This window comes from Verrucomicrobiia bacterium, assembly GCA_035946615.1.
Lineage (GTDB): Bacteria > Verrucomicrobiota > Verrucomicrobiia > Limisphaerales > UBA8199 > DASYZB01.
In genome coordinates this window covers 15,364-29,391 of sequence record DASYZB010000066.1, presented here as the reverse complement: position 1 = coordinate 29,391, position 14,028 = coordinate 15,364, and the positions used below count along the sequence as shown (strand labels likewise).

14 protein-coding genes are annotated in these 14,028 nt (G+C 57.9%); 9 read left to right on the top strand and 5 right to left on the bottom strand.

The window, feature by feature from the left end; all coding sequences use genetic code 11:
- A partial coding sequence (locus tag VG146_10395) for a hypothetical protein (GenBank protein HEV2392758.1) occupies window positions 1–112 on the top strand: 112 nt, incomplete at its 5' end.
- Window positions 113–138: 26 nt separating this feature from the next.
- On the opposite strand, the gene VG146_10390 is transcribed toward VG146_10395, so the two are convergent.
- Window positions 139–339: a hypothetical protein gene (locus VG146_10390; GenBank protein HEV2392757.1), complete on the bottom strand. Its 201-nt coding sequence runs from the start codon at window positions 337–339 to the stop codon at window positions 139–141.
- A gap of 63 nt (window positions 340–402) precedes the next feature.
- Here VG146_10390 and VG146_10385 point away from each other — a divergent pair, with 63 nt between their 5' ends.
- Entirely contained in the window at window positions 403–1,080 is a 678-nt protein-coding gene (locus tag VG146_10385) for a Mut7-C RNAse domain-containing protein (GenBank protein ID HEV2392756.1), read from the top strand.
- Between the two features lie 164 nt (window positions 1,081–1,244).
- On the opposite strand, the gene VG146_10380 is transcribed toward VG146_10385, so the two are convergent.
- Both VG146_10380 and VG146_10375 read right to left on the bottom strand, forming a co-directional pair.
- Complete coding sequence (locus VG146_10380) at window positions 1,245–2,171, bottom strand: 2-oxoacid:ferredoxin oxidoreductase subunit beta (protein HEV2392755.1); 927 nt, start codon at window positions 2,169–2,171, stop codon at window positions 1,245–1,247.
- Between the two features lie 119 nt (window positions 2,172–2,290).
- Window positions 2,291–4,096: a 2-oxoacid:acceptor oxidoreductase subunit alpha gene (locus VG146_10375; protein ID HEV2392754.1), complete on the bottom strand. Its 1,806-nt coding sequence runs from the start codon at window positions 4,094–4,096 to the stop codon at window positions 2,291–2,293.
- Window positions 4,097–4,175: 79 nt separating this feature from the next.
- Here VG146_10375 and VG146_10370 point away from each other — a divergent pair, with 79 nt between their 5' ends.
- The 5 genes from VG146_10370 (at window position 4,176) to VG146_10350 (ending at window position 9,828) form a co-directional block, all read left to right on the top strand.
- Window positions 4,176–4,940: an urease accessory UreF family protein gene (locus tag VG146_10370; protein HEV2392753.1), complete on the top strand. Its 765-nt coding sequence runs from the start codon at window positions 4,176–4,178 to the stop codon at window positions 4,938–4,940.
- A 143-nt stretch (window positions 4,941–5,083) separates the two neighbouring features.
- A complete protein-coding gene (locus VG146_10365; GenBank protein HEV2392752.1) occupies window positions 5,084–5,734 on the top strand; it encodes an SCO family protein in 651 nt (216 codons plus the stop codon).
- A complete protein-coding gene (locus tag VG146_10360) occupies window positions 5,731–6,174 on the top strand; it encodes a DUF420 domain-containing protein (GenBank protein ID HEV2392751.1) in 444 nt (147 codons plus the stop codon). Before VG146_10365 ends, VG146_10360 begins: the two co-directional genes overlap by 4 nt.
- A 5-nt stretch (window positions 6,175–6,179) precedes the next feature.
- Window positions 6,180–7,481, top strand: a complete 1,302-nt coding sequence (locus VG146_10355) for a cellulase family glycosylhydrolase (protein HEV2392750.1) — start codon at window positions 6,180–6,182, stop codon at window positions 7,479–7,481.
- Between the two features lie 283 nt (window positions 7,482–7,764).
- Window positions 7,765–9,828 (top strand): phosphatidylserine/phosphatidylglycerophosphate/cardiolipin synthase family protein, encoded by a 2,064-nt coding sequence (locus VG146_10350; protein ID HEV2392749.1) that lies wholly within the window; start codon window positions 7,765–7,767, stop codon window positions 9,826–9,828.
- A 215-nt stretch (window positions 9,829–10,043) separates the two neighbouring features.
- Here VG146_10350 and VG146_10345 read toward each other — a convergent pair whose 3' ends face one another.
- Both VG146_10345 and VG146_10340 read right to left on the bottom strand, forming a co-directional pair.
- Window positions 10,044–10,565 (bottom strand): hypothetical protein, encoded by a 522-nt coding sequence (locus VG146_10345; GenBank protein HEV2392748.1) that lies wholly within the window; start codon window positions 10,563–10,565, stop codon window positions 10,044–10,046.
- A gap of 46 nt (window positions 10,566–10,611) precedes the next feature.
- Entirely contained in the window at window positions 10,612–11,907 is a 1,296-nt protein-coding gene (locus tag VG146_10340) for an MFS transporter (GenBank protein ID HEV2392747.1), read from the bottom strand.
- Window positions 11,908–12,155: 248 nt separating this feature from the next.
- Between VG146_10340 and VG146_10335 the strand changes: the two genes are divergently transcribed.
- Window positions 12,156–12,842, top strand: coding sequence for a response regulator transcription factor (locus tag VG146_10335; GenBank protein ID HEV2392746.1), 687 nt, complete (start codon window positions 12,156–12,158; stop codon window positions 12,840–12,842).
- Window positions 12,843–13,051: 209 nt separating this feature from the next.
- Complete coding sequence (locus tag VG146_10330) at window positions 13,052–13,828, top strand: response regulator transcription factor (GenBank protein ID HEV2392745.1); 777 nt, start codon at window positions 13,052–13,054, stop codon at window positions 13,826–13,828.
- The last annotated feature ends 200 nt before the right edge of the window (window positions 13,829–14,028 follow it).

The window sequence follows — 14,028 nt, the reverse complement described above, 5'->3', positions numbered from 1 at the left end:
CCGTCGCACCTACAGTCCCGGGCGGAAGGTTACCGATGAGGAGATGGCTAGGATTAACATTACACCCTCACGCTTCCACGGCGAATGGAACTATGTTATTCGCCCTCACTAGTTGTAAATGTTATTTATTGACGTGCCCTAAGCCTCTGCATAGGCCAGTGCCAATTTTACGACCGGCTCGGGTTTTTCCAGTCGTTTAGCCGCTTTGGATGTGTTCCCGCCCAGGTCTTTGACCAAATCCACCAGCATCCAAACCGGCCATCGGGTCCCGGTAATGCACGCCACCCGGCCAGGAGCGCCGTCTCGGAACTCGATGACGGGAAGACGCGAACGTTTCATCAGGGTTTGAGCATCTTGCGTTGTTCTCCTATGGTAGATCGCGCCTTTCAAAGGGCGCGTTGAATGGGGCGCATCCAAAAGGCATACGAAACGCGGTTCCGCTGGCTCTTGCAGCAGGTCGGGGCGCGGCGGCTTAATCAAGGCGTCGCCTGGTTTATTGGAAAGGCAAAACGACTCAGCGCCCAAGAAGAGATTTCACCAGCGGATGCCCTGACGCGCGTTTATGAAGAACTGGCCTTGCGCCCACCGTACCGAAACAGAGTAACCGCCCCAGCGCCCGATTGTTTCTTTTGCGACGCCGGGCTTGGCGGGCTGGCGCGCTGGCTGCGGGCGGCGGGTTATGATGCGCTCTGGGAAGCAGGCATTGACGATGACGAGCTGCTCGACCGCGCCCGAAAACTCTCGGCGACCATTATCACCACCGACAGCGTGCTGATGGAACGGCGCGTTTTGCGGGACCGTATCATTCGCGCCCTCTGGCTGCCGCCCACGTTGAGCATCGCCGAGCAGCTTTCCTTGGTATTCCGCGAATTCCATCTCGACAGACGCACCCCGCGCTGCATGCAGTGCGGCGGGGAACTGAGCGGCGTCGATAAAGAATCGGCGCGTGAGCGCATTCCGCCCCGGACCTACCTGTGGCTCGACGAATACTTCATCTGCAGCCGTTGCGGCCAATTATTCTGGCACGGCACCCATTGGCTGCGGATTCAGCGGCAGTTGGAGGGCATTGGGACGAAATAGCGGGGCCAATGTAAAAGAAACAAAGAAACGAGCCGTGCTTTCCTGAACGTAGGAGACGACGTAAGGAGTCTCTGATCAGCAACTTCCCTGTAAGAGCAAGGGCACCCGTCAGACCATCTCGATCAGAGACTCCTTACGTCGTCTCCTACAAAGATTTGGAACCGTTACAACAATTCCTTGATGAGCGCCTGGGCTTGCTCATGGGTTACACCCAACTTGCGGAAAGCCATCGGCCCCTGGCCATCATGAAGGACGGGTTCGAGGTCTTCGAGCGCCGGCAAGTCATTCCGTTTCCAGAACAGCCCGATGGGGGTTTCGTCTCCCCACAGGTATCCCTTATCGAGGGCCTTGTGGAGGTCGCTCGGGTCATGTCCCTGCTCATCGAGGGTCTTCACGCGTGGATTGAACCACTGGTAAGTATTGTCCTTGTTGTACGTGACGCACGGGCTGAAGACGTCCACCAGGGAAAAGCCACGGTGCTGGATGGCGCCCTTGAGCAGCTCGACGAGATGTTTTTGCTTGCCGCTGAAGCCACGGGCCACATAGGTCGCTCCGCCGATAATGGCGAGGGGAATCGGATTAATCGGGTTCTCGACGTTGCCTTGCGGGGTGCTCTTGGTTTTCATGCCCTTGGCGCTGGTGGGGGAAGTTTGCCCCGTGGTCAGGCCGTAAATCTGGTTGTCCATGACGATATAGGTAATATCGACATTGCGGCGCATGGTATGCATGAAATGGTTGCCGCCGATGCCATAACCATCGCCATCGCCGCCGACGCAAATGACTTTCAGGTCGTGGTTGCCCAGCTTGACGCCGGTGCCCACGGCCAGGGAGCGGCCATGCAACGTGTGCATCCCGTACGTATTGATGAACCCAGGCAGGTTCGATGAACAACCGATGCCGCTGATCACCACCACCTGGTGCGGGTTCAGGCCAAGCTCGTACAGCGCGGCCTGTAGGGCCGAGAGGACGGAAAAATCGCCGCAGCCAGGGCACCAGTCGGGATGGATTTTGCCTTTGTAGCTCTCTTTGACAAGCTGTGCCGCAGATTTGATGGGTTCGATTGCTGGTGTTGTTTCGATAAGTGCGCTCATATTTAGACAGGGTTAAATACTTGTGCGCCGGGGCCTCTTGAGCCCCGGGTTAAAGAAGGGTCATCCTGTTGAAAAGAAATGAAGCTTCATTCGAGGTGTGGCAAAAGGGTTTCCCGGGATTAAACCATGATTTCGTGACTGGGAACCGAGAGGGTCATTTGCCCAGCCAACTGCTCTTTAACCGCATCAACGATGTGGTGCGGACGGAAGGGCTCGCCATCGTACTTGCGGATGTGGCCATGGGCAGAGAACCCGGTTTCAGAGCGGAGGTACCGCGCGAACTGGCCGGAATAATTATTCTCGACGATAATCACCCGCTTGCAGCGCGAAAGGAGCCGTGCAATCTCTTCTCCGTGGAAAGGGACAATCCATTTGACCTGCAGGTGATTGGCAACGATGCCTTCGTTCGCCGCAAGTTTTTCAACCGCCTCCCGCAGCACTCCCTGCGTGGAGCCCCAGCCAACCAGCGTCACCAGTGCTGATTCGGGGCCGAAGAGGCGGGGCGGGGCAATCTGCGCAAGAACAGTTTCCATTTTGCGCGCGCGCTTTTCGACCATCATCCGCCGCTTGGTGGGGTTGGTAAACTCATCGCTAATCAGGGTGCCGTCCTCGTCGTGCTCATCGGTTGCGGCCACATGGATATGGCCGGGCACACCCGGCACAGCGCGCGGCGAGATGCCGCTCGATGTGTTGCGATAGCGCAAATAGGCATTGTCGTTGCAGCCGCCGAACGGGTTTTCCGCGTCTCCGTTGCCGTTGGGGAAAATGATTTCACCGCGTTCGATGCGGGGATGAAAATCCAGGTCCGCGGGGTCGAGGCTGCAGGTCCCTTCGGAGATCAACAAGTCGGCCAGGACTAGGCCCGGGCACTGGTACTTATCGACCAGGTTGAACAGCTCGGGGATGGTATGGAAAAGGTCCAATTGGCTGGCCGGGGCCACGATGAGCCGGGGAAAGTCCCCTTGCCCGGCGCCTAACAATTGCCACAGGTCGCCCTGCTCGGTTTTGGTCGGCACGCCGGTAGCGGGTCCTGCCCTTTGAACATCGACGCAGACGACGGGAGTCTCGAGCATGCCCGCCATGCCCACGGCTTCGCTCATCAAAGCAAAGCCGCCGCCGGAGGTGGCGCACATTGCGCGGCAACCGGCGTGCGCGGCGCCGATGATCATATTCATAACGCCGATTTCATCTTCGACCTGCCGGACCATAATCCCCAACTGCCGCGCGTGAGAGGCCATCCACATCAACACGCCGGTTGAGGGGCTCATCGGATAGGCGGCGTAAAACTTCACTCCCGCAGCCACCCCGCCCATCGCGGTTGCCTGGTTGCCCGTGACAATCGCTTTTGGACTGGAGCCCGTTGGGGCGCGGAAGGGAAACGGCTCGAAGTGGCGCGCGGCATAATCATAACCGCCCCGCGCAATCCCGACATTCTCCGCCACGACAGCGTCGCCCTTCTTTTTGAATTGGCGCGCGACCACCGCTTCGAGCGGTTCGGATTCGATGCCCAGCATTTGGAGCACCGCCCCCAGAGCGGCGGTATTGGCGGCCAGCTTGTTGGCGCCGCAAATCTGTTTCATGGGCAAGGGACAGAGCTGCACCCCGGATGCGGCTGCGCCCGGTTTGAGCCGATCCCCATCATAGACGACGCGGGAACCGGCTTGCATCAGGCGCAGATGCCGGTCCAGCGCATCCTGGTTGAGCGGCACGAGGACATCATGTTTGTCGCCCATGCTCCGCACCGGGCCGTCGCTGGCGCGGACAGTCAGGAAGGTGTGCCCGCCGCGAATGATGGATTGATAGGCGTTGTACGCGTTGACGTTGAGACCGCGCCGGGCAAAGATGCGGGCCAGGATGTCGCCGGTGCTGGCGATGCCCTGTCCATTTTCTCCCCCAATCCCGATGGCGAAATCGACTGCTGCCATGATCGTTCCTTTTGTTGAATGAAATGACGACCTCTTAAGATCGTAATAAGGACCGATAAACTCTAGGCAGAACTCCACAATGCCCGCAAGATTTTTAATTTTCTTTTTTCAACTTTTACTGCTGGCATTCCAGTTCCTGCCGGTACACGGTAAAACTGACACGCGCCCGGGCGGCGGAGAGCCGAAGGCGCGTGGTGATATGGTGAGCGAGACACAACTGGCGCTGAGCGACGCGGCCGAATGGCTGGGGGATTGGCATCCCTTGGCGGAACAGCTCGGTTCGGCCGATGGCTTGCTCGCGCTTGGCTCGGTTTCCGCCTCCCTGCGGTTGTCTCCCGTCCGCGACTTGCGTTCTCTGCGCGCCTTTCTGCGCCAGTACCAACGCCAACTTCTATTTCCCGTCGAGCTGCCCTCGATTCAGGCGGCACACGGGCATACGGCGCGCAAAGAGTTGCGCGAACTGGTGGCGCTGGACCGCCAACTGTGTGAGGAACCCAGGCTGCGCGATTTCGCCGGGGCCAGCCGCCGGGTAGGCAGCAGCCAGTTGCAAAAGCTGCGTCCGTTGCGTGACCAGCGGATGGTGCAGCGCTATCTGCAGGCGGTGTCCACCGGGGCGGCCCAGGGCTGGCACACGCTGGTTTATGGGCTGACGCTCGAAGTCTATTCGCTGCCTCTGAGACAGGGACTCTTGGGCTATGCTCACCAGACTACCCGCGGGTTTCTCTACTCCGCGTCCCGGTCGTTGGGCCTCTCCGAGCGCCAATGCCGCGCCCTTTTTGATGAACTGGGCGCCGAGCTGCCTCAGGCAATCGAAGACCTCTTGCGCCAGCCCATCGCGGCATAAGCTTGGGAAGGTTCTACTCTATCGCCGGTTAGGCAGCCTTCAAGTCGGTGTCACGCCGTCGATGGTTTTCTTCAATGCACCAGCCCGTAAGCATTCAGTTGCCATTTGCGCATCAGGGCAATCGGGCGTATTAATTGTAGCCGATGGACCTTCCACTTCGTCAATCTGGCCGCCTGCTCTGGGCAGGGGTCGCCTTAACCGTAGCGCTCGTTGGGGGGTTACTTTTTGTGAACCTCGTGGGGCGGGCAGGGGGCAAACCGCTGCCCGACTATGGCTCGATAGGGGATTTCGGGCTCACAAACCAGGATGGCCAGGCGGTGTCGCTGGCGACGCTGCGGGGACACGTGTGGGTGGCTGACATTATATTCACGCGTTGTCCTGGACCGTGTTTAAAGATGAGCCAGCAAATGGCCCAATTGCAAGAGAGCCTGCCGGCGGCCAGCCAGGCCAGGTTGGTGACGCTGACCACCGACCCGGATTTCGACACGCCGCCCATTCTAAAGATCTACGCCAACCGGTTTGGCGCCAACCCGGAGCGCTGGATATTTTTGACCGGAACCAAGAAGCAAATCGGGAATCTGGCAATCGATTCGCTGAAACTGACCGCTCTTCCTAAAACGGCACAGGAGCGCCAATCCCCGGATGACCTCTTTGTCCACAGCACAATTTTTGTTTTGGTGGATAAGGCCGCGCGGTTGCGTGGCATCTACGAAACCGCCGGCGAATCCGTGGACTCACGACAAGTCATTACCCAACTGCTCGAAGGGGTCAAACGACTGGAGCGCGAAGGATGAGCTTTTCGGACTTGCCTGCGGTCAATGCGTTTCTCAACGGCTTGAGCGCTGTCTTGCTTGGATGGGGGTACTATTTTATACGGCGCAAGAACCAATCGGCGCACCAGAAATGCATGGTGGGCGCGTTTGCCGCTTCGAGCCTTTTTTTGGCCTGCTATCTGACCTATCACGGTTATCTGGCGATTCACCTGCACCGTGGCCCCACCGTGTTCAAGAACCCGCCCTGGTTCCGGCCAGTGTATCTGGGGATCCTCTTGACGCACACTTTTCTGGCAGTAATCATTCTGCCCTTGGCGCTGATTACTCTTAGCCGGGCGTTGCGCCAGCGTTTCGATCTGCACCGGAAGATTGCCCGCTGGACGTGGCCATTATGGATGTATGTCTCCGTGACGGGCGTGGTGATTTACATGCTGCTATATCGAATTTTTCCGCAGAACTGATTTGCATGAAACGAATCGGCTGGCTTTTCATTTGTCTTCTGCAGGTTTGGAGCGGCGCTGCGCAAATTCCAGAACGGGTGGTGCCGGACGGGGTGGGTGTGAACATTCATTTTGTGACCGGCCACGAGAAGGACCTCGACCTGATTGCAGCGGCGGGATTCAAGTTTATCCGCATGGATTTTGGCTGGGAATCCATCGAGAGAAACAAAGGCGAATACAACTGGGGTGAGTATGATCAACTCATGGATAACCTGGAGAAACGAGGTCTGCGGCCTGTCTTTATCTTCGATTATTCGAATCCTCTGTACGAGGAGGCGGTGACGAGCCAGAATCCGATAACGCATCAAACTCACCGCACGCTAGCCTCGCCGCAACATCCGCAGAGCGTGGCGGCTTTTGCGCGCTGGGCGGCGGCTTCTGCCAAACACTATCAGGGGCGCCATGTGATTTGGGAAATCTGGAACGAGCCGAACATCAGCTTTTGGAACCCGCATCCGGACGCTGAGCAATACACAGCATTGGCGCTGGCCACGAGCAAAGCGGTGCGCCAGGCCGTGCCCGACGCCACGATTATCGGGCCCGCCTCCTCGACGTTTCCATGGCCGTTCCTTGAGAAATTCCTGAGTTCCGGCGTGTTGGAGTACCTGGATGCGGTCAGCGTCCATCCCTATCGCAGCCCGCAGAAGCCCCCCGAGACGGCTGCCAGCGATTTTGCCCGGCTACAAACGCTGATCGAGCGCTATGCGCCGGAATCCAAAAGGAATAAAATCCCCATTTTCAGCGGGGAGTGGGGCTATTCAAGCCACACGAAAGGGATTTCATTAGAGAACCAGGCCGCCTTTGCCGCGCGCCAGCAGCTTTCCAATTTATTCAACGGAGTGCCCTTATCGATTTGGTATGATTGGAAAAACGACGGGCCGGACCCAAATGAGAACGAAAATAATTTTGGGACAGTGTTGCCCGATTTAACCCCTAAACCGGCTTACGTCGCCATCCAAACGTTGACTCACGAGCTGTCAGGCTACCGCATTCTGCGGCGTGTGGCGCTGGAAAGTGAGCGGGATTACGTTCTGGTTTGCCAAGGGGATGGGAATCATCAAAAGCTGGTTGCCTGGACGCTGAGCGAGCCGCATTCAGTGAGCCTGGTGCTCAACCAAAGCGCGAGCACAAGTTTGCCGGGGCACAAGGGGAATGGAGAGGGTTTCAATGCGAGCATCCAGGGGAGCGCCCTGGTACTGGAGTTGAGCGCCGCCCCGCAATACGTCTCGCTTGAAGGAGTTGGTCTGAAGGAGAGCACAACGCGGTAAGGAGCTGTCAAAGGCCATTTCTTGGGGCACACGACCACGCCTTTTCAGGGGAATGACCATAGGGGCTGACCAAGGAAACCCATGGCGAGCAGGTGGTTTACGTGGTCACATTTAAGAATCATGGCCACACACACCGCTGTATATCACCGCAGATGGGTCCTTGCTGAAAGGCCAAACCACAGTAGAACCGAGAGGATTGGAAACCTCCTTGCTTCAAACGCTGCTTTCCAATTGACGCGCCGATGCGCACCTGTTGGAATCTGCCCTCGAATCGCACCAGAGCATGAGCAGCCTCCCCCGGCGCAGCAGCACAGTGATAATCTCGCTGCTGCTTTTTATCTCTGGAATCGCTGATTCTCAGGCCAGTAATCGCATCACCAAACAACAGTCGCTCGATGAATGGCGGAGCTTAACCTCCTCGAACGCGCTGCCGCCAAGGGTGCTCGTCAAAGGCGACCAGGTCCGCTTTTATTTTCACAATCAAGGGGGGATCGAGGTGTTTAATTCGCATTGGACCCGGCTGCGGGTGCCCATCGGGCGGTACCGGGTCAATTCGGCGCTGTTGCACTGGAACCAGCGGCTTTCGAGGATGCCACCGCCCGAGAGGGGTTGGCGCGGGGCGACGGTGATTGCCGGCGCCGAATGGCGGCAACTGACCACCAATGTCATCAGCCGGTTGACCCCACAATCCCCCGGACACGGCGCATATTACCAGGCGTTTCTAGCGGACCGTCTGCTGTTCCGGGATGCCCAAGGCCATCCCCGCTTTGCGTTATTGGGCGAACAGCCAAAGGACATCATCGTGGACCATCAATACTCGATGAGCGAGACGCTCGAGTTGCTGGCGCGGCTCTTTGACGAGCAATTCGCGAGCAGTCATTCAGGCGACTCGCTCTTCCTGATGATGGCTCCTGACGGCAAGCGGTTCACCGAACCGCTCCTGCTCGACCGCCAGCGGCGCCAATGCGTTCTTCTGGCGCCCGCTGCCTTGTATGATTCAACGGAGCGCGGCGGCACTTTGGCGGTAACCGTTCAGGGGCTGGGCGCGTTGGCCGAAGGGCAAGGACTTTCCATTCTTAAAAACCCGGTCTCAACCGCTGCTCGGGCCGGAGATTTCGCTATGGAAACCCTGCTGAGCCTCCTGCGGTTGCCGCTGCCGAAACTGCGCCACGATGTGCCGCCCCTGGCGCACAATCCGCCGATGGATTTAGCCGGCTGGGATGCGTGGTTGGACCGCTACACCGGCACGCGCCTGCAGGATGCTTCTCTCGATTTGCTGATTGATGGGGATCAGTACTTTCCAAGGTTGTACCAGGCCATCGCCGAGGCCACCGATCACATCCACATCAATGTCTATATATTTGACCGCGACGATGTGGCAGTGAAGGTGGCCGACCTGCTCAAGCGCCGCTCGGCGGAGGTGCAAGTCGAGGTCATTATGGACCGCATGGGGAGCATTGTTGCCGGCCTGGTGCCGCCCGCCACGCCACTGCCCGAGGATTTTGACCAGCCTCCCTCGATAGTGGCTTATCTGCGCGCGGGTTCCCAAGTGCATGTGCATCAGTTTTTAAATCCCTGGTTTTCTTCGGACCATTCAAAGGTGCTGATTTTTGATGGAACGCGCGCCTTTGTGGGCGGGATGAACTTCGGGCGTGAATACCGCTATGAATGGCATGACCTGATGGTCGAGTTGCAAGGACCCATCGTCCATTCTCTCGAAAGCGAATTCCACCGGATGTGGGCGCACGAAGGGCTGTTTGGGGATTTGGGATACACCGTTGCGCTGTTGAACCCGCCGCCGGCGCGCGCGCAACGGGCCGGCGGAGCGTGGGCCAAGGTGCGGCTGTTGCCCACCAAGACAGCTTGGAAACCTTTCTCGCAAGCTGTGGTGGGTTCAATCCGCCGGGCTCAAAGCTTTGTCTATGCCGAAAACCCGTACCTGTTTGATAAAAGAGTTCTGCTCGCCCTGGTCAAGGCGCGCCAGCGGGGAGTGGATGTTCGAGTGATACTGCCCTGCATCAATGATTTCAAGGCTGCTGGCCGGAGCAATCTGGTCATTGCCAATTACCTTCATGAGCATGGTATTCGGGTCTATTTCTACCCGGCAATGACCCACGTCAAGGGCCTCCTGGTGGATGGTTGGGCGGTCGTGGGCTCGGGCAACCTCAACAACTTCAGCATCCGCTACAACCAGGAACAGAACATAGCCACATCCGATCCGGCCTTCGCCGCGCGTTTGAAACGGGATTTGTTCGAGGCCGATTTTAACCGCTCCTATGAGATGACCCAGCCTATCTCAGTTGATTGGGTGGATTTTCTTTCCGATCTGGTGCTCGAGGGGTTTTGAGAGTTGGGTTTGGTGGCTGAAGGATGCCTAAGAAGGCCACAATCCAAATGAAGGATAGCGATTCTCATGGAGTGCGCCGGCAAAGCGCAGCGACGACGGAGCTTTTGGCCGCATCAGCGAAGTCCAAAGCGGCGTCGCGCTTCTCTTGCCGCCGCACTCCAAAAAGCGCGTTGGCTGTGTTCCGACGCGGGCGCGCTCGCCATTTCCAAACGTCGCTACCAATGCCTGTGGAAGCCGGGCCCAAAGTAGAACTGAAGTCCTGGGCCGTAATATACTGGGGGCCCATAGTAGATGGGCGGTGGGCCATAATAAGGGCCGTATCCCGGGTATCCATAAACTGGCGGTTCGAGAGGCGGGTTGGCCAGCGCCGGGTGATTCATGTCGAAATAAATCCGCTGCGGGATGTGGTCCTCCGGGGTAAAGAACCGCCCGGTCCGAAAGACCCTGATTTGGGGGAATTGATTTGTCGTCAGGGGAAGGGCACGGACAATGTAATAATAAGAGCCGAAATCGTGGAAGGTTCCGTCTTTGTCCCCAAAGATTTTCAAATGCGCGGGGCTGACGCCCACGTCCTCGCCGTTGGCATCGATGTGCGCGCCGGGTGGTGAGGCTTCCACCAGCACGTCGTAAGCGATGGTCCCGTGCGGGCCGCGTTCGACTCCGGGTGGAACGCTTTGGCAAGCCCCTAACAGCAACATCAACAACAGACCGGCCCCTGGAATGCACAACTTTTTCATCCTGCAAGAATGTACGCGTGGAGTTTTGAAAGGCAACTCGGTGTCTTTAAGGGGCGCCCTTTGCGAGCTGCGTGACTTCGCCGGTGGTAACGGGCTGGGTTCCTTTTTGGAATTTTTGGGCAACCAGGCTGGTGGTGGCGAGCAGCACCACCGCGCAAATCAGGTAAGGCAATGCGGGCCAAATGGGTAACAAGCCGGTGGCGAAGATTGGGCCCAGAATACGCGCCAAGCTGCCGGCTCCTTGGGCTACGCCTATATTCGCGCCTTGCTCGTGCTGGGGCGTGAGATTGGAGAGCAAACCAAAGAGCGGTGGCCGGACGAGGCTCGTACCGACGGAAAGCAGGGCAAGGGCCCCAAGCATTGCCAGCCAGGGGCGCCCGGCAGAACGAACGAGGATGCCCCACGAAAGCTGCGCCGGCCCGCTGATGAAGGGCAAAAGCGCCAAACTGGCAGCGGTCAGAACCAGGCTTAAGGCGATCAGCCTTGGTTCCCCGAGCATTTTGACCAATCTGCCGATGGCCCCGCCCTGCACAGCGGCGCCGATCAAACCACAAAAAACGAACAGGTAGGCTATGGTCGAGGCGGAGGTCTCGTCACTTTGGATGTTCAAATGAAAATTATCGCTGACTAACAGCGGCAGGGTGCTCTCGAAACAACTGAAACAAAACGTCGCCAGAAAAAAGACAATGACCAGCAGCCCGATTTTGGGCTGCGTCAGCGTATGTGCCCATTGCTGGAAATGCGGGCGCGGGGCAGCCTGTTGAGAATCCGGCTTGCGGCTCTCGGCAAGGATAAAAAAGGCGAGCAGAAAATTGGCCGCACAAAAACCCGCGGCAATGGCGCCAGGCCCGGTTGGACCGATGTGTTTAAGACTCAGGCCGCCAATAGCAGGGCCGAAAATGAATCCGAGGCCAAAAGCCATGCCGATCAGACCCATCCGGCTCGATCTCTTCTCTGGCGGTGTTATGTCTGCGATATAGGCCTGGGCAACTGTGATATTGCCGCCGCATACCCCTGCAAGCGAGCGCGACAACACCATTAGCCAGAGGGCAGCCAGGTGGTTTTGAAGGCCCGAACTGATTGCAAACAATACATAGGAACCCGCCGCCCCAGCCGTGCTCAGCAGCAAAATAGGCCGGCGCCCATGACGGTCCGACAAGCGCCCCCAGATGGGGGAGAAGATGAACTGCATAGCGGAAAACGAGGCGATAATCAGCCCAATCTCCCAGCCATGAGCCCCGAAGTGCCGGCTGTAAACCGGCACCAGCGGGATAACAATTCCAAATCCGATCAGATCGATAAGGACCGTCAGAAGAATTACCAATACAGAGGGCCTTCTCATCGATTCTCAACCGATGGTTTCAGCGCTCGCTCCAATTGAGCTTCAAATAACATAAGCCTAAAGTTTAGTTCCAGTTTGGAGCGAGTCAAGGGAGGGCGCGGCGTGCGGGGAATCGCTCTTCATGCCTTTATGAATTGAAGATTGCGTCTGCCGCCCCGTTGTTGCAACATAGACCCGGCAACGCACCGAGAATGAAGGGGTCCGGGTTGGCGCTCTCGGTTTGGCGTCCACGCAGATTTGCAAAGACCATGGCGCAGTCAAAATCAGATCCAGCAAAGGATAAGAGGACACGGATTCTCCTCGTGGACGACCACGCGGTGGTGCGCTATGGGATTGCGCAGCTTATCAATCGGCAGCCCGACATGGCCGTATGCGGGGAGGAAGAGAATGCCTCCAACGCCTTGAGCGCGATTGGCAAACTCAAGCCCGATCTGGTCATTGCCGACATTTCGCTCAAAGACAGCAGCGGCCTGGAATTGATGCGCAATATCCGGGCACAATATACCGGCTTGCCGGTACTGGTAGTCAGCGCGCACGACGAATCCATTTACGCCGAAATCGCGTTTCGAGCGGGGGCGCTGGGCTATCTGATGAAGCAGGAGGCGCTTGAGAAGGTGATTGCCGCCATCCGGCGCGTGTTGAGCGGCAACATTTATGTCAGCGATGTCCTGGCAGCCAGGATGCTCCAGCAGCAAGTGCAGGGCAAACCCGACCTGCAACAGTCGCCGGTCAAAGGCTTGAGCGACCGTGAGTTGGAAGTCTTTCAATTAATCGGTCAGTGGAAAAAGACCAGCGAGATTGCCCAGGAGTTGCACTTAAGCATAAAGACCATCGAGTATTACCGGGAGCAGATTAAACGAAAGCTGAACCTGAAGAATTCAGCAGAATTGACCCAGCACGCCACGGCCTGGGTGCAGCGAGAATTGCCCACCTGAGAGCCGGTCCGGAGCAGTCTGAAAGGAAGATGTGCCTATTGTTGTTATTGCTCATTTGCATTACACCCGATCATTCCCCAAATGTTTGGGACCGGGGATTCCCCGGGATGCGAGCGCGGTTTTTACTGGGCGAATAACTGTGGCTTGCCCCGATTGTTTGTGGCGTTGAGTTGGGTCATTGTCACCTGTGAACGCAGAAAAGAAATTCTATGAAAATGGATTCGATTGCCACTCCGGTCCGCCTGCCTGCTCCTGGTTCAGCCCTGTTGTTTGCAAACTCTCAACCGGCCTCGAAACGGCCTGCCTCCACTATGGGTCTCGCTAAAAGCACCGACAAACCGATTCGGGTGCTCTTGGCTGACGACCATCCTATCGTGCGCAAGGGCCTGGCCGCTTGTCTGGCCCAGACTCCAGGAATCGAAATCATCGGCGAGGTGGGAGATGGCCGCGAAGCGGTCCGCAAAGCGTGCGATTTATGCCCCGACCTGGTTCTGATGGACATCGACATGCCCCACATGAACGGGTTGACCGCTACTGAGCAGCTCCGCAAGGAAAAACCCGAGGTCAAAGTCATTATTCTCACCATGCACAGTAATCCGGATTATGTGCTGCGCATTCTGCACTCCGGGGCGCGGGGCTACGTCCTCAAAGAGGCGCCCCCCGCCGAAGTCATTCGCGCCATCCAACTGGTCCAGGCAGGCGAGACTTTTTTCAGCCCGGATGCGGCCCGGGTGGCTCTGAATCAATTCGTGCGCGGCGGCAGCGGGGCGGGTGCTGCCACGCAGATTAGCAATCGCGAGCGGGAGGTCCTGGTGGCCATCGCCGAGGGCCTGAGCAACAAAGAAATTGCCTCCCGCCTCAACGTGGGGGTTCGGACCGTCGAGACCCATCGCGAGCGCATTATGCGCAAGCTCAATATCCATAGCGTCGCGGGCTTGACCCGGTTTGCTATTCAGAAGGGTTTGGTTCCATTGAACAAACCTTAGGACTACCGCAGTCCAAGACCCCTGGCGCGCCCTGTTATGCAAGTCCGCGCGAAGCGTCGTGGAGACTGCGCCAGTGCTCTGGCGCTTTCGGGCGGCCCTTGCGTTAAGGTCTGCTCCCATAGCCAGCGGCATTGAACGGGTGCGGACGTGGTGAGAACGGGAGGGCTCCGGAGCTCCTCAAAACTTTTTTCGACTTGGAC